This window comes from Geomonas limicola (assembly GCF_014193675.1).
GTDB lineage: Bacteria > Desulfobacterota > Desulfuromonadia > Geobacterales > Geobacteraceae > Geomonas > Geomonas limicola.
The window spans coordinates 307742-324567 of record NZ_BLXZ01000005.1 but is presented as its reverse complement, the minus strand read 5'-3'; the positions used below and the strand labels follow the sequence as shown (position 1 = coordinate 324567).

The following is a 16826-nucleotide window of genomic DNA, read 5'->3' as shown; positions in this document are numbered from 1 at the left end:
TACCTTAAACTGTGGAACCACTTAACACGGCAGCCTCCCTGAGTCATCGCTGCCCGTCTGAATAGAGTTGCAGAAGATCTCCTCCTTGGTTCCGACCTGACCTGACCAACCGGGAATACAGAGAGGAAATATGAAAAACGACCCGACACATTCCCCTATCGTTATTTTTAATGCAAAAGTTCCTTTCAATCAGATGTCGGTCACGACTTCTATCAGCCAAGGACGCTCCATATTTCAAAAAAATGGAGGCGTCAACAGGAAGATATCTAAAACGTGCCTGGGTTAAGGCCATTCTCTGAAAAAGATCACGATCACCGATTATTCTGAACGTTTCGTGATTGAAGCCGCCCACCTCTTCGTAGAGTTCCCTTGTGTACATCGAACTTGGTTGCACGAAAGGCATTACCCCGTTTTTAAGAAGGAATTTTCCGAAGTGCTTCCCGTGAAAACGTTGCAATCGTCGTTCATTCTTAAAGTAAAGTATCGAATCTCCGTAAACGAAATCGCAACGTTCAGAGGTAATCTCGGCATACATAGCTATATAGCCGTCGGATAACGGACGGTCATCAGCATTCACATAGGTGATGTATTTCCCCTTTGCACATTTGAAACCCTCGTCTATGGCCCCATACATGCCGTTGTTTTTCGACTGGCTGAGTAGCCGAATATTTGTTCGATGATTATCCAGAATTTCCAGTGTACCGTCTGTCGATCCTCCATCAACAATGATGTGTTCATGTTCAAAAGGCAGTTTGGAAATGGCCCTGATGTTTTCTTCGATGTACTCGGCTGAGTTCAAAACAGGAGTGATTATACTGAGCATTCAATTACCACCGTTCCGATAAGCTAGAACACAGGGTTCTGTGCCATGCGCAAGGATTTCAAGTCTTGAGATAACGCCGAAAAAGAAGCTGTTAAGAGCGAAAAAAATCGGCGAAGCCTGGATGACGGGCTCAAAAAAATAACTGGCTAGCGTTGACGCCCAAATTACGAAAATAAAAAGGGTCACGAGGTTCGGTAAGTTGCTCCGGAATACAGTGAAAACTGACCTGCAGTGGGCTAGATAGAATCCAAGCAGGAGAAGAAATGGAACGATTCCGGCGTCATAAGAAACATCAAGCCACAAATTGTGGGCATACTTCAGTTTTCCAAGGTCCGCAGTTCTGCCCCCGAATACATTAAATAATCCACCGGACAGCATGGTGAACCAGGCAGAGTAGCGCGGGTTGTCGAACTTTTCCTCCTTGAAGCGGTTCATGATGGAAAAGTCCTGAATATAGTCTTGAAAATAGTAGTATACCGTCGCGCTGATCAAGAAAAGAGACAGGGCATAAAAAACGGTCCGATAGTTCTTCCGGTCAGTGAAAATGTAATAAACAAAAGCTAGAATAATGACAAAGGCCATCGTCACGAGAGGCATCCTGTTCTGCAGAATCAAATTAACATAGATTCCAACAAGACTAAAAATGCCGCAAAAAAACATCAACTTATATTTGTCTGTTTTTGAAGATTCCTTGAATCCGAGCAGCGTAACTGACAGAAGGCAGCACGCTGGAGCTGTCATTGTACCGAAAATTGTTGTGGTGATTTTGCCAGCATCTAGCCAATACCCGGGAATCTCGCGGTCGAATGTTTCAAATGAGCTATAGTAATCAAGTGAAGTCTGAGTACTGAGCAGAGAAAAAATGGTAGGGCCCATTATCATGGCAAGGAAAACCCAGCATAAACCATGTGGCCATGATGCGATGGTATCGTCTCCCGAATTAAACCCAATGAGGTAAGCAAGATTTATAGCCAGCACACACTGAATAGCAGGGAAAGGTTCAATAAAACCGTGAACTAGCAAGATTGTATAGTAGCTGATTGAAAACAGTGACAGTACCAAAAACTTTTTATCACCAAAGACAAGGCCTCTTTTTCGAACGCAAATTTGTGCAAAAAGTGAAAACCCGAACAAAAACAAGACCAAGTATGAGTACAGAGGCACACTCAGCCCAAACAAGGCTAATACGGAACAAAGTAATATCGTAGCTATAAAACTGTTAGAGAAAAGCCCTGTATTCTTCACCTTACCCCCAACAGTAACTCCAGCCTTGCTTTGTTGGCTTCATAGCCAAGATCCTTCTCGTAAAGTTTATAAGCACGCGCCGCAATACTCTCTCCGAGTTCGGGATTCTCAATAAGTGCAACTAGCGAATCAACAAAACTTTGGACAGAATTCGCGATGAGGATACTTTGACCGTTTTCAAAAGGAAGTCCTTCGGCTCCGATTGTGGTACTCACTACAGGAACACCACAGGCGACACTTTCAACAACCTTTGTACGAGTACCACTCCCGTCAAAGATTGGCACTACCGAAGCTATAGCTCCTTTTACATAGGGAATGGTCGAATCGACCTCCCCTGTCATGATTACACCAGGAGAACCGGTTGCCAAATCCCGCAACGCAGTTGCCTGTGGCGTGTCCTGTCGCGGTGGCGCCCCTACTATGTACAGTAAAAGTTCAGGATAGCGAAGTTTGAGACGAGGCCATACCGATTGGACAAAATAGACAACACCCTGATAGTTTTGGAAAGCACCAAGACTCCCTACAATGCACAAATAGGGACTTGGCGCTTCTAATTTTGGCACCGCACCGAAGTCGTTGATTCTGAAATTTGGAACGACAGACAGTCGCCCTTCGGGTATGAAATGCCGGTAGTACATGCAGTCTTTTTCGCTTATCGCTACAACCTTGTCAGCCAGTCTGAAGAAGTACCGTTCGTGGAACCGGTTCAAAGCCAGGAAGGGCAGTCGCACGATCCTCTGAAACGCGGAAAAGGACTTTAGCCACTCCATCTGGTAAAGATAGGATTCAACATTGTGGGTTGACATAACGACAGGAATCTCTTTCCGTCGTATCATCGGGATCAGGTGCCCAAGGAACCCAAATTCAAGCCATACCACGTCGGGTGTTACCAGATCTATAAGTTGGTTTATGGCCTTTCGTTCTGAGGCATAAGGCATCAACCGACGCCACAGGTTAGCAAAGCTCTTGAGTAACTTGGGACGCTGCAGTCGCACATGGTGTAATTCACATTTGATGTCGAGTTCGCAGCTAGACGGTTCGACGGCCTCAAGCGAGACACAGTGCAATTGCACGGATCCCTCTAGGCACCTGAGTAGATTGAAGATGCGGACCCTGTGACCGGCATTCTGCCTGAAAGGAATTTGCTCTGATATGAAGAGTACTTTTTTCAATGTACTGGTCTTTTTTTGACAGCGCTTGAGTAGCGTACAAATAACGCAAGCGCAAGAGACAGAAACGCAACGGTAATCGTAACAACGTATATATGAAGGTTTTTAGCCACAAGTGTTAAAATAACGACAGGGAGACTGAATACAAAAGACTTGGCTATCTGGAGCAACCCGGCATAGAGGGAGTTGCCGGAAATTTTGATCAGCCAACCTACTTTAACCGCCATACACAAAGAACCTGCTCCACTGATGAGTGCAATTAGCGCATACGCGCCATCCAGTTGTTTTGCTACAAAAAATGAGGCAACCATGAGCAGCAGAAAGGAAATCTGAAAGACAAGTTCAACACCTTGCTTTTGCAGGACACTAACCAACATCGAAAGTGGGGTTGAGATGAATACAAGAAACATCCAGGGCAGTAAAATCTGTCCGTAAACGCCGGCGTCACCCCACTTTGGCCCAAAGCAGATTGCGAAAAGTTCCGGTGCAACAAGTCCTAGGACAAGAAAAACTGGAACACTGTACTGCACCATCTCCCCAAAAACGTTTCGCGTAATTTCGTCAACCTTACCATCTCGGTGCGCCTGGGCTGTGGAATTGAAGAAGACCTGTGAGATGGATTGCCCCAGAAGCCGCAATGGAATCTGCAAGACCCGGTACCCTAAGGCGTAGTAGCCAGTAACATGACTTCCATAGAGGTAATTCAAAATAAAAACTGGTGCCTGCGAATTTACGGCATTTACTAGGCTTGACCAAGAAGCGTACAAAGGAAATTTTCGATACTGGTAGCCTACCGATCTCAGCTTATCCAGACTAACGGAGCGGTACAGCCTCTTTTCGTCGTTCCAGGCGAACCGGGCCAGCACACCTGCACCAAGCACCTGCCCAAAAACCTGCCCCAATATCAGGCCGAAAGGACCTGATTTGAAAAAACTCAACCCTACCTGGATACCAACCTGACCAAAACCTTGGCTCACTTTAGTTTTCGAGGTAAGCGAATAGTTGTTTTTTCGTATGGCCCAGTAACTAAAAACCTGATATATGCCGGTACCCAGAAGAGTTAAGGGAAATAGCCATTGAAATCCGCGCAACATCGGGGCATGCATAAGTTCAAAGAACTGTTGCCCGAAAAGAATGAGGCCAACCGAAACCCCTACGGAGAGGACGGCAACAATTCCGAGGGCCAAGATAACGACATTAAACGCAGACTCATCGTCTTTAGGAAGTGGTATGGCGAGTTCGTAATGCAGGGAGGCGATCACGGAGATAACGGAGATCACCGCGACATAGGAGGCCTGAACGCCAAAATCATCCGGTGAGTAAAGCCGGGTTAGCACGGGGGAGCTTATGATGACAAGCCCCTGCCCAAGCAGAGTTCCACCAGCCATGACCAGTACATTTTTCAGGAATAAATTGTTGTTGGTTATCCGGTTTAGGATTTTCCTCAACATTACGATGAAGGCTTGTCTACTTGTTGACAACCTGTGGAACCTTCCTTACGGCCTGCCACAGATTGGGATCGTCCACCGGTAGGTTCCATCTTTTGTAGGTCGGATTGTCTTTGGCGGCGTACAAACTGTACACCAAAATACCATCTACTTTTTCATCAATAGCCATTTTCAGCATAGCATTAAATTCCTCAGGAGTAGGTTTTCTATAAGGAGGAACAACGTCCGAGTCCTTCGGCTGAAGATCAAAAGCACCAAGGACAGACCACACCCGCTTCCTCAGTTTAAGCTTATTCAGATCAGACTTAAGCTTTTTGAGAACAGTGGCTACCACTTCAGGTTTTTCATAGTCGCCTCTACGAGTGAGCTTTAAATAAGGGTCAACACCGATTATGTCAAAGTACGAAAGGTAATTACCCCATCTGGTCGAGTCGTAAACTACGGTCATAATTGGGTGACTGGTATCAACAGAGCGGATGATATTTACCATCTCCTTGATCTTTGCAGGAGAGATCCTTTGGCCGTCAGGTTCGTCGACCGGATACCACGCATAGATTGCTGGATGAGATTTAAGCTCTGTCACCTTGGACCTTAACAAATTCAGGAAAGCTTTCCATTGGGTCTCGTCAGAGGCCATTGATGCGGATACGTTGAAGTTGACCAAGCACTTGAGGCCGTAAGTCTGTGCCTTGTTAAGCGAAGCAATATCGTAACCCGAGTAGATGAGACCGAAGCCGTTACTCTTAGTTATCTGCATGAACTCGTCGGCACTGTCGGCAACCGTCAGTCCGTACATGCCGACATTTACAGCATGAGCGTTTACTACCGTACCGAAGACGAAGGCTGTGCAAATAGCAAGAACGATCCTTCTCATAACCCCTCCCTAGGTCCCCCTCCGACTGATTGCCGGCCTGACCCATTACGGCTACAAATCCCGACATTGCAGCAGTCAAGCTTCAACGTCCAATCAACACAAAAACCCTATCAGCAGCAGACACAGAGCGCCATTTGGAACTTAGGCAGTCTTAACATGTTGCCCCAATTTAGTCAACATAACTGCCGCACATTTGAAGCTTTTTGTGTTGTAAGACAACCTACCTCAACAGCCAAAAAAAACCCCCGGCCTGAAACTGCACCGGGGGGGATTATCTTCAACAAAAGTTACAATTAGCGAATCATTATCTCATTATTGAGCAGTAACACTAACAACGTTGGAGAAACTGGTCGAGAAGAGCACCGTGTTATAGGTGCGTACCCTGTAGAAATAGACCGTTCCTGCGATAACCGACTTGTCGGTGTAGGTACTGAGGGTAGGCCCAAAAGCCTGTACCTTGGTCAATCCAGTCGTGAACGTGTTGTTGGTTGCTCGCTGAATCTCGACACCAACAGCGTTGTTCGCAGTGTTAGTCCAGGTCAGGAGTACCTGCCCAGTCGAAGGAGTTGCTGCCAAGCCAGTAGGTGCAGCCGGAGCAGTTTGGTTGACCTTCAGATTCAACGTAGTGCTGGCTGTCGCCTGCGGCAATGCACTATCATTCACGGTTATGCTGACGGCAAAGGTGGCCGAAGTTGCGGCAAGGGGCACGACGTTAGCAGGAGTTCCGCTGATTACACCCGTAGAAGCGTTGATCGACAGACCTGAGGGCAGCCCGGTTGCAGACCAAGTATAGGGTGCCAAACCAGCTACCGCAGTGACGGCCTGACTGTAGGGGGTATTAACACCTGCGTCAGCAAGGGCGGCGGTGGTAATTCCAAGTGCCGCTGAAGTGGTTACCGTTACGGTGTTGGAGAAAGAGGACACCAACACGGTGTTGTAGGTTCTGACCCTGTAGTAGTAAATTTTTCCAGGAGTAACCGTGGTGTCAGTGTAGGTGGATAATGTCGGGCCATAGACCTGTACTTTGGTAAGTCCCGAGGTGAAGGTGCTGTTGGTAGCCCGCTGGATCTCTACACCTAAAGCATTGTTCGCATTGTTCACCCAGTTAAGGGTCACCTTGACCTGCGTAGCAGAAGCCGTAAGAGAGGTAGGGGCCGCAGGTGCGGTCTGGTTAATCTTCAGGGTGAAGTTTTTAATCACCGAGGTCGAGACTGCATCCGTTACCGTCACCGATACAGAATAGTTCTGGCTGGTAAGGGAAGGAGTAATATTGCCCGGTGTGCCGCTGATAACACCCGTGGTGGAGTTAATGCTGAGACCACTGGGCAGGCCGGTTGCCGACCAGCTGTAGCCAGGAATACCACCAAAAGCAACGACACCAAAGTTATAAGGGGTGTTGACCCCACCTGCGGGCAGACTCGTCGTAGAGACAGTAAGCGGTGCAACCGTAATGCTGGCAGTACCGTTGCCGCCTGCGCTGACTGCGATGACGTTGTACCGATAGATGCCACCAGCTGCAGCGGTGGTGTCGGTAAAGGTGGTTGCATTGGCAAGTGCAGTGCCGATCTGCGCGAAGCTGCCGCCAGTAAGGCCGGTTGCACGCTGGATGATGTAGCTGTACTCGTTGATTGCCGCGTCAGTCCACTTCAGCTGAACCTGCGCGCCGATGTAGCTGTAGGTGAGGTTGGTCGGTGCAGCAGCAGCCGGCTCGGTGACCTTGAAGATGAACGGACGCATGAAGTCGTTCTCTTCGTGGCCCAGGATGTGGCAATGCCACACGTACTCCCAACCGAAGTCGGTCATGACGTTCTTCACGGCCTGTGCCGCAGGGAAGGCGTTACCGGTCAAGGGATCCAGGTTGCTGAAGCCCATGGTGGAGTTCACCGGCTGGGTCGGGTCGAGCAGACGCTGGCTGGTCGGCAGGCCGAAACCAGGCAAGGTCGGCTTCTTGGCGCGCACGATGACGACGATGTCTTCCAGCGGGTTCATCCTGACGGTCTCTTTCCAACCTACTTCAAAGTCTGCCGGCGGCTTCACGGTGCCGTCCCAACCAATGCGGTTTACTACCTGCACGTTGACCAGGTGGAAGTGTACCGGGTGGGTGTCAACGCCGTTGTGGGTGATCTTCCATACCTGGGTCTCGCCGTCACCGATGCTCTCGGTAGCCGGATCGATGTAGCCCAACGGTACGGTGGTCTGGATGTTAGCACCGGTGAAGGGGATCTCGACACCCAGGGTAGCGTTCATACGGCCACGCGGGTCGAAGAGTTCCTGGATCGCTTTGTTGAGTACCGGTACCTGGGCGACCTGACCCGGGTTGACGGTTACCATGGAGGTGGAGTTTTCCGGATAGTAGCTGAAGGTGTCGGCGGCCACGAAGTTGAAGGTGTGCTGGTTCGCGGAACCGGTGAAGATCTTAGCGTACTGCCCTTTGGTGGTGTTGGTCCCCAATGCTGCGTTGAATGCAGGCTCAGCCACGATCGGCTTGGGCTGGGTAGCGGCAAAGACTGCCGGCAGTGCCGCGGTGAGGGCTGCCTCGTCGTACGGGGTGCCGTTAACACCCGGGGTGCCGCTCACGTTGATCTGCATCAGGGTACGGGTATTCGGGCCATAACCGGCCAGGGTGGTGAACCAGCCGCCATTCGCGGTCTGATCCGGATCGTCGGTGTAGTAATCGATACGAGCGTCAAACGCCGGTACCGGAGCTGCCATGTCGTTGTACAGGATGAGGGTCTGACCAGCGTACTGCGAGAAGTCCACCACCACGTCGGCACGCTCGGCCGGAGCCAGGTACAGGGCGTGGTCGAGGACGTTCAGTACAGTCACGCTGCGACGCATGTACTCGTAGTTGGTCGGGTTGGCCGGAATGACGGACACCTGCGGGGCAAGACCCGCCTCGGTGCCGATGTGCAGCATCTTCGGACCGGCAGCGCGCGGATCGGGTACGCCGCCGTCACGACCGTCGGTGGGCCAGGTGGCCGGCCAGCAAGCGGTGCCAGCAGGAACCAGCACGCCGCCGATGGTTTCGTCGATAGCGGATACCTGCAGACCGGTTGCCGGGTTGACCGGATCGGTAGACTTGCAGGCACGCGGGACGGAGGTCGAGGTCGGCGGCGCGGAGGGCACCATGCGCACCTCGGTATTGGTCCGGTTGTCGTCGGTCACGACGGTCGGATCAGCCACGAACAGGCTCAGGTTGAACATGCGGTCGTTGCTCGCGTTCAGGACGCGGAAACGGTACGCTGTCGGATCGACGTTCAGGACCGGATAGGCGGAACCGTTGATGATCGGGGTGTCGCCGAAGGCCTCCGGAGTGGTGGTTACGTCGCCGTAGGCACCGGTGGGGAGGTCGAGGCTGACCGGGAAGATGGGCCAGAACCAGGGACCGTAATCCCAACGGCCAACCGGGTTGGTGCCGTCAAAGGAAGTCGGATCCTGGTTGGTCTCGTACACGTGCGGGAACCACAGGTCGCCCGGCTGACCCCAGTGCGTGGTATCCCACAGGGCATCCTGGGTTGCGATGTCGGTCGGCACGAAGGTACGCTCCTGGATAACCAGGGGGATCTGGGTGGTCGGCAGCGGCAAGGTGTGCTCGCCGGTCCCGGCGGGATCGGTCAACAGGTAACCGGCAGCCTCACCGGCATAGACGTTGAGACGGGTAAGGCCGGCTACGTGGTCGTGGTAGAACATGAGACGCGCGCTGTCACCGTTAGGGTAGTACAGGGTGCCGGAACCCGGACCCGGATCGGGCATATCCGGGACATTGACGAAGGAGGCGCCCTGGGTGTAGGGGGTGTTCTCGCCGGCCGGGGTTATCCACTGGTGCGGGGTACCGTCGGAGATCCAGGGGTTGTCGCCGCCGTGCAGGTGGATCTCGGCGCGGTTTTCGGTGTAGCTGTTGATACCGTCGGGGCCGATGCCGGCACCCATAAGGGTCTTGTCAACCGGAAGGAACAGGTCGCCGTTACGCTGACCGGTGGTCGCGTTGAAGCCACCGGTAGGGAGCAGGTTGGAGTACTTGATGCGCACCGCTACGTTGCGGGTAGCAACGATGATCGGTCCCAGGTAGTGCGGGTTGTCGACCGCGTAGACCAGCTGCCCCTTGTTATCCTTGATCGGGGTTTTGTCGGGGTAAAAGAGCTGGATGTGGGCGCTCTTGCCGGCAGCCAAAAGACCCGGGGTCTCAAGCTGCACGTAGCCACGCAGGGTGGTCGGCTTGGGCAGGTCGCGGTGCATCTGCTCGGTGTACTCAACGATGCCGATCTCGTAGTAATCGTCGTTGGTGGTCACACCGTTGCCGTTCACCCACTTCTCGGCTACCGCCACGGGGAGGTACTGGCCGAGCGTGTTGGCGTTCGCGGAGCCGAGCCCGGGCAGGGTATCGACGAACTTCCTCATGTACTGGGCGCTTTTGCCGGTGGCGTCGGGGATGCTGACACTGTTGGCGTAGTAGGTCGGGACGACCTTGGTGGATCCGCTGCTGTACGTGCTGTAGCCGATACCGGCCCCGGCATGGGCCAGGTGGGCGCCCAAGGGGATCGAGGCTAACAGCAGCAGCAGACGCATGAGGTTAAACATACTGCGTCTTTTCATGATGGGTCTCCTTTTATTGCAACTTGCATTACACGGTTGCTGCGATGACGTTCCAAAAAACGGTGCTCTACGATCACACCTCCTTTTCTGAAATTGTTTTTCCGTCACTATCACAGTATTCAATTACGACATAACTACGACATTTCAGTTAATTCACACACTGCTGTAGATGAAAGCGGCTCTGGGCTCAGCCGCCAATAGGCGAAGTTAAGAGGAAGCTTCTGCGCTACCTATAACGGTTACTTGGAGTTTCCAGTAACCTCTTTTCTGTGTGGATTTACGGCAGTGAGCTCAACGTCGAAGAGCAAGGTCTCGTTGGGACCGATCTCCTTGCCCGCCCCGCGCGCCCCGTAAGCGAGGTGCGGGGGGATGAAGAGCTGCCACTTGGAACCGACAGGCATGTTTCTGAGCGCCTCGCGCCACCCGGGGATGGTGGATTTCATGGCGAGAAGGGCCGGTTTTCCCTCCTGGGAGGCATCGAATTCGGTACCGTCCAGAAGCGTGCCGCGGTAGTTCACTTCGATCATGTCCTGATCCAGCGGCTTGGCACCAGACCCCGCACGCAGGATACGGTACTGAAGACCCGAGGGGAGTGCTACCACGCCTTCTTTCGCCTTGTTTGCCGCCAGGAAGGCCTCGCCTCGTTTCTTGTTGTCCTCGCCACGCTCTTTCCTGCTTACCTGCTGCTTGCGCCGCACGTCGGTCTGCAGGTCGGTCATGGTCTTTTTCAGAACCTTTTCGGGGATCAGGATTTTTTCTCCGGACAGGCCATCCTTCATCCCCTTCATGATCATCTCGAGGTTGATGTCAACGCCTTGCTTCTTCAGATTGCGAGCAGTCTCGACACCGATACTGTAATTGAGAACATCTGACTTGCTGCTCAGCTGAGCAGCCTCCTCCGCCTGCACACTGGCAGTGGAAATGACCAACATTGCACAAATCAGGGTAATCTTCAGTCGCATTGCGTCTCCTTTCGGGGTGGATGGGTGTGCTTTCTTTACTGAGTCAGTACTCAGCGTCCGTCGCACGTCATTGCCTTAACAAGATCTGTACCATATCGCTCAATTACCGGTAATTGCCGGTATTACTGAGATTACCAGGCACCCGGGCAGTATCGCTAAGCCAGCGGGGGTGCGAAATATTACCAACCTGGTGGTTGTTTCAGTGCTAAGTAGCCTTTTTTACATGATTTAACATTTTGGTAGGTTTTTCACTCGAAGGGAATTTCGGGCACCGATCGCCAGTGCACTCCTAAGCATCACAAAAATAAGAAAAGAACCGGTTCCATTGTGACACATTTCACATAAATTAAAAGTAAATATGTATCAATTTGTCGACTAATCTCACCAGCGTTGCCGGCTACCTCTTCTCCATGACATAAACGGCGAGTTTCAGTATGTTTATGTTCCTCTACAACAAAAAAGGCCTGGTCAAATGACCAGGCCCTCTTCCACCTCTATGAGTTAAAGCTTATATTCCAACAGTAATGACGGTTCCTGAACCAACGGCCGCCCCGTAGAGCCAGTCACTGCCGGAGTTCGTTCCTGCCGCCCAGGAAACACCATTGACAGAGGTAAGGATAGTTCCCCCCTCACCAAGAGCCAGGAATTCATTGCCGTCGAACGCCACACACATCAGGGCCTGATCTACGCCAGAAGCAACCCCCTGCCAGGTAAGACCGTCAGCGGAGATACGCACCGTGCCCCCCTCGCCCACCGCCACGAAGAGGCCGTTGGCGTAGCAAACCGAAAAGAGCCAGGTAGTAACACCGGAGTTGACTGCGGACCAGGTGCTGCCGTCGCTCGAAGCAAAAAGTGCCCCACCCTCTCCCGTCGCCAGGAAGCGGTCCTTGCACCAAGAAACACTGTAGATCCAGTTGCTGGTCGGGGAAGTAGCCGCGGTCCAGGTGACCCCGTCGCTCGAGTTCAGGATGGTACCGTTGGTACCGGTTACCACGAACCGCCCGTTGCCGTAGGCTGCGCCATAGAGCATCTCGCTGTTTCCCGAGTCGACCTTCTGCCAGGTGCTTGCATTGGAGGAGACCAGGATGCTGCCATCGGCGCCGACGGCGAGGAATTTGCCCTGCCCGTAAGTCACCCCGTAGAGCGCCGCATCGCTGCCGGAACTGGCCGCGGTCCAGGTCAGCTGATCTGAGGTCATCAGGACCTTGCCGGCATCGCCAACGGCCACGTGGTAGCCATTGCCGAAGCAGACCGCGTTGAGCAGTTCACCCTGCTTGATGCTGAGCTTTGCTGAAACGTGTGTCGAGGGAGGTGTGCTTCCCTGGGAGGAACTTACTGCGGTCGGAGCACCCGCGCCACCGCCACCGCCGCACCCGGGAAGCAGAGCCAGGGAGAGTGCCAGGACGGCAACCAAAGTGGTACGCGAAGTCTTGTTGATCCGATGTATGTTGAGCATGTTCGTTGCCTCCCGTGTGAGCGACCTGCTGACCACACGGTTACAACGTCAATGCCAGAGTTTGAATTTCATTAAAACAGCATTCAATGCTTTGTATCTACGTCACTTTTACCAGGATCACGTTTGATAGTGAAAATGGTTTTCCGGCTGGTAATGTGCAGCCACTGACCAGTCACTGTGGGAGGATTGAACTGCGGGTACCCGTGAGGAAAGCTGAGAGGCCCCAATCATGAGGAGTTTACCGGGGGCGTTCGCCGTGCGGAGAGAGTGAACCAGACGGATGACTACTATGAGCCTGAACAGCAGTGGGCAGGATGCAGCGCATATCGGGATAACCGGCAGCTAAGTTGTCGGCTGTCGACCGGACTTCAGGTCTAAATAGGGTGATAAAGGCGAATCCCCCTGTCCCCCCTTTTCCAAAGGGGGGGACGTGAGGGCACCTTTGCCGATTATGGGCGGCGAAATCTGACCATCCGCAGAAGATTCTGAATGGGGGACCAGAGGTTCGTCGTGAGCGCGGGAATGGCGTTGAGGGAGGAGTGCAGGGCGAAGGGGAATCGGAAAGGCAAAAAAACGCCGGGATACCTGTTAGGTACCTCGGCGTTTTCAGGAATCGTCACTGAGTGTTCGAGCTGGCTACTTCTTGCCGAATTTCCACCACGGCTTGGGAGCCTCGTCTTCCAGTCCGTAACCGTAGCCATAGCCGTAACCATAGCCGTAGCCGTAACCGGCCGCCCGGCTGGAACGGTCGGAGACCACGAGTCCGGCGACCGGTGCCGAAACCGCAATGAGGGTATCCCTGGTGCGCTGGGCAGCTTTGACCGGCACCCGCCCGACCTCAACCACCATGACGACCAGGTCGGCAAGCCTGGTAAGCAGCGGTGCGTCGGTCACGGCAAGGACCGGTGGGGCGTCGATGACGACATGGGTGTACTTCTCGCGCATCTGCTGAATGAAACGCCCCATGGCCTCGGACCCAAGGAGTTCGGAAGGGTTGGGGGGGACAATCCCGGCCGTCACGATGTCGAGTCCCTCGACGGCGGTGCGCTGCACCACCCGTTTGGCCTCGAGGTCGCCGGCCAGCAGACCGGTGAGCCCCTCGCCGCGCTCCAGCCCGAACTTTTCGTGCAGCGTGGAGCGGCGCAGGTCGCAGTCGATGATCAGTACGGGAACCCCGGTCTGGGCCAGGGTGATGGCGAGGTTGGAAGCGACGGTCGACTTCCCCTCCCCGGAGAAGGTACTGGTTACCAGGAGTACCTTGTTGTCCTTGTTGACGGCACAGAAGTGCAGCGCGGTGCGCAGCGAGCGGAAGGCCTCGGAGGCCGGTGCCTTCGGCAGATTGTGGGCGATGAGGGCAGCCTGCCCCCCTTCCTTGTCCTGGATGAAGGGGATGACCGACAAAAGCGGCAAGGCAAGCGTCTTGCGGGCGGCTTCGGGGTCCTTCAGCGTGTCGTCCAGGTATTCGCGGAAGAAGCAGAGCCCCATGCCGCACATAAGGCCGACCACGACTCCCAGGAGGAGGTTCTTGGCCTTCTTCGGGGTGACCGGCCTCTCGGCTGCAATTGCGGGGTCCACCACGCTGATGTTGTTGATGGTGGAAGCCTTGGCGATCCGGGCCTCCTCGTGCTTTTGCAACAGGAAGGTGTAGATGCTCGCGTTAACCTTGGTCACCCGCATCAGGCGCGCCAGGTCCCGCTCGGCGGCGGGGAGCTTTTTGAGCTGCGCATCGCTCTGGGCGATCTGCGCCGCCAGCGCCCGTTCCTGAGCCTGGGCGTTTTTGATGGTGGTTTCGTAGGTGCTCTGGATCTTGCGCTCGGTCTCGTCAATCTGCGCCTGGATCGCCTGCACCGCGGGGTGGTTCTCGGTACTCTCGGAAAGCCGCGACTTCTTGAGCACCTGCAGGTCGGCAAGTTTTCCGGCCAGACCGGCGAGGACCGGGTCGTCGCGCAACACCGAGGGAGCATAGGCAACTCCCCTGCGCCGGGCATCCTTCAAGGAGGCGAGCGCGAACTCGGCCTGCTTGCGCTGCAGTCCAGCCTCGGCCTTCTGCTTTTCCACGTCGATCAGGTTCTGAATGAGGGCCTGCCCCTCGGTGTCCAGGTCGATGACGCCGGTGGCACTCTTGTACCCTTCCAGGTTCTTCTCAGCGCGCTCCAGCTCGTCCTTGGTCCCCTTCAACTGGTCCTGGACGAAAGACACCGTGCGGGTCGCCTCTTCGGCCCGCAGCGCCACCCCCTGGTCCAGGTAAGTCTGCACCAGGGTGTTCACCACGTCGCGCGCCCTCAGCGGATCCCGGCTTCTATAGGAGATCGACATGACGTTGGTCTTCTTTCCGACCTCGCCAACTTTGATCGCCCTCATCAGTCCTTCGACGGTTTCGTAAAACGGGTGCAGGGTAAGGCGGAAGGAGTCACCCTTGCTTCCCTGGATGTCCCGGATCAGCAGCGTGATCCCCTTGCCGTGCAAGAGGACGCCGTTCGACCCGGTCCCCAACAGGTTGCCGTCGGCATCGTGCACCGTGTAGGCGCCGCCCCCCTGGAGCTCGACCCGATAGCTGCGGTCCTCGGAGCGTGGTGCCTGCGCGGCGAACTCCACCAGCTTGAAGCTGACCCCCTCGGAGCGCTTGTCGACACCCCAGTCGAGGTGCATTGCCGACACGACCTTCTCGGCGTTACTGCGCGACTTGAGGATCTCGATCTCGGAGTCGATCGGGGTGGCGTTGTTGAGCAAAAGGTCGCCCATCTGCCCCACCTTCCCCTTGTCGTCTTTCACGAACAGGGTTGCCGTCGATTCGTAGGTAGGGGGTACCAGGAAGGTATAGAGTGCCACTGCCGACAAAACGGCCAGGAAGGTGACGAAAAAGGTGGTTCTGCGCCGGATGATGACCTGAAGGTAATCCTGAAGATGGATCTCTTCCTGCTGAGGCATGGGCAACTGCTGATTCATGACAAGTCCTGGTAGATAGTGTGTGATTCGAACTGCAACAGTTACGCGAAATTTGCGCTGTCAGGCATCTCGATGAGCGCCGGCAGGAGAGACTCCTACCCGCCGCCTCGCTGAGCACCTTTTCGACAGGAGAACCGGATACTTTACTGGCTCAAGAACTTGATGGAGACAAACGGCTGCAAAATGGCACTTACGGTCTGCAGCGAGGGGAGGATGTCGGCGATCACGTCGTTCCAGGTGCCAAAGCCGCTCTTGGGCACGTAGACGATGTCCCCGTCCACAAGCGGCATGGGGAGGGCCTCGCCGCGCAGCACCAGGTCGTAATCGACCACCAGCAGCTCGCCCCGGGTGGCCGAGAGCGATCGGATGATGCGCACGTGGTGGAAGTCGAAGCCGGCATCGCGCAGTTCGGCGCTCGCTATGGCCTGCGCCAGGTTCATCCCCCCCGGCGGTATGGCAACCGACCCGGGCTTCTTGACGGCACCGAAGATGAACACCAGCTGGTTGCGGCTGTCGGGGATGTAGATGCTGTCCCCACCCTTGAGCCAGATGTTTTGCCGCGCGTCGCCGTGGGTGAGCAGACCGTAGAAATCGACCGGGACCACCTTCCCCTCCCGGGTCAGCCGCGCACCTTTAAGGTTCGCGCTGGCATCGAAGCCGTTGCCCAGCGCAAGCCCCTGCAAAAGCGTAAGCGGGCGGTCCATGTAGTAGGTCCCGGAGGCGCGGAACTGCCCGAGCAGGTAGAGCGGCAGGCTCTTGTACTCGGCGACCTCGACAATCACCCAGGGGTCCTGCAGGTACTTTTTCAGAAGCCCGGTCAGCTTCTGCTCCACCTGGGCCAGGGTGAGCCCGGCAACCTGGACGGGGCCGAGCATCGGGACGTGCAGCATGCCGGCGCCGTCGACCCGGCTCCCCTGCACCTTGCCGCTGGTGGTAGGGCTCACCACGGTGAACTCGGGGCGACCGCTCACGTTCAAGAGGAGCACGTCCCCTACCCCCACCTGGTAGTTCGTGGAGGGGGGCGCTTCGGCAGAAAGCGCTCCGGTAACCGCGACTTCTTCGCGGGAAACCACCGGCGAATGGATCTCGCGCTTGGTCCCCGGGGCCAGGTCGGAATAGGTTGCGCATCCCGAAAGGGTAAGAGTCAACGTGGAAACTGCCAAGGCCAAGGTGCAGAGAAAGGGACGAAGCTTCATCGAATACCATCCTGACAAAGAGCGCGCCGACTTTCGTCATTGCGCAATAAGAACATGAAAAGCTTGGGTGGCGGGGCGTGTCGACTTTCAAGGTAAGTCACTGTTACAGCCGAC

General features: G+C 54.8%; 10 protein-coding genes. All 10 read right to left on the bottom strand.

Translation table 11 applies throughout. From position 1 onward, the window contains the following. Positions 1 to 43: 43 nt before the first annotated feature. On the bottom strand, positions 44 to 823 hold the full coding sequence (locus tag H7688_RS14085; RefSeq protein ID WP_183361793.1) for a glycosyltransferase: 780 nt from the start codon (positions 821 to 823) through the stop codon (positions 44 to 46). Beyond that, complete coding sequence (locus H7688_RS14080; RefSeq protein WP_183361792.1) at positions 824 to 1885, bottom strand: O-antigen ligase family protein; 1062 nt, start codon at positions 1883 to 1885, stop codon at positions 824 to 826. Between the two features lie 179 nt (positions 1886 to 2064). Further along, a complete protein-coding gene (locus H7688_RS14075; RefSeq protein ID WP_183361791.1) occupies positions 2065 to 3240 on the bottom strand; it encodes a glycosyltransferase family 4 protein in 1176 nt (391 codons plus the stop codon). Continuing rightward, positions 3237 to 4688 carry a lipopolysaccharide biosynthesis protein gene (locus H7688_RS14070; RefSeq protein ID WP_183361790.1) on the bottom strand — a complete coding sequence of 484 codons (1452 nt, stop codon included), beginning with the start codon at positions 4686 to 4688 and terminating at the stop codon, positions 3237 to 3239. The genes H7688_RS14075 and H7688_RS14070 overlap by 4 nt, the downstream gene beginning before the upstream one ends. Before the next feature lie 16 nt (positions 4689 to 4704). Beyond that, positions 4705 to 5559: a glycoside hydrolase family 2 TIM barrel-domain containing protein gene (locus H7688_RS14065; protein WP_183361789.1), complete on the bottom strand. Its 855-nt coding sequence runs from the start codon at positions 5557 to 5559 to the stop codon at positions 4705 to 4707. A 312-nt stretch (positions 5560 to 5871) separates the two neighbouring features. Then, positions 5872 to 10152: a putative Ig domain-containing protein gene (locus tag H7688_RS14060; protein WP_183361788.1), complete on the bottom strand. Its 4281-nt coding sequence runs from the start codon at positions 10150 to 10152 to the stop codon at positions 5872 to 5874. A 239-nt stretch (positions 10153 to 10391) separates the two neighbouring features. After that, entirely contained in the window at positions 10392 to 11114 is a 723-nt protein-coding gene (locus H7688_RS14055) for an FKBP-type peptidyl-prolyl cis-trans isomerase (RefSeq protein ID WP_183361787.1), read from the bottom strand. 508 nt (positions 11115 to 11622) lie between these two features. Beyond that, positions 11623 to 12570, bottom strand: a complete 948-nt coding sequence (locus H7688_RS14050) for a DUF6242 domain-containing protein (RefSeq protein WP_183361786.1) — start codon at positions 12568 to 12570, stop codon at positions 11623 to 11625. 636 nt (positions 12571 to 13206) lie between these two features. Next, entirely contained in the window at positions 13207 to 15516 is a 2310-nt protein-coding gene (locus tag H7688_RS14045) for a GumC family protein (RefSeq protein WP_183361785.1), read from the bottom strand. Positions 15517 to 15659: 143 nt separating this feature from the next. Continuing rightward, positions 15660 to 16712 (bottom strand): polysaccharide biosynthesis/export family protein, encoded by a 1053-nt coding sequence (locus H7688_RS14040; RefSeq protein ID WP_183361784.1) that lies wholly within the window; start codon positions 16710 to 16712, stop codon positions 15660 to 15662. Positions 16713 to 16826: the final 114 nt, after the last annotated feature.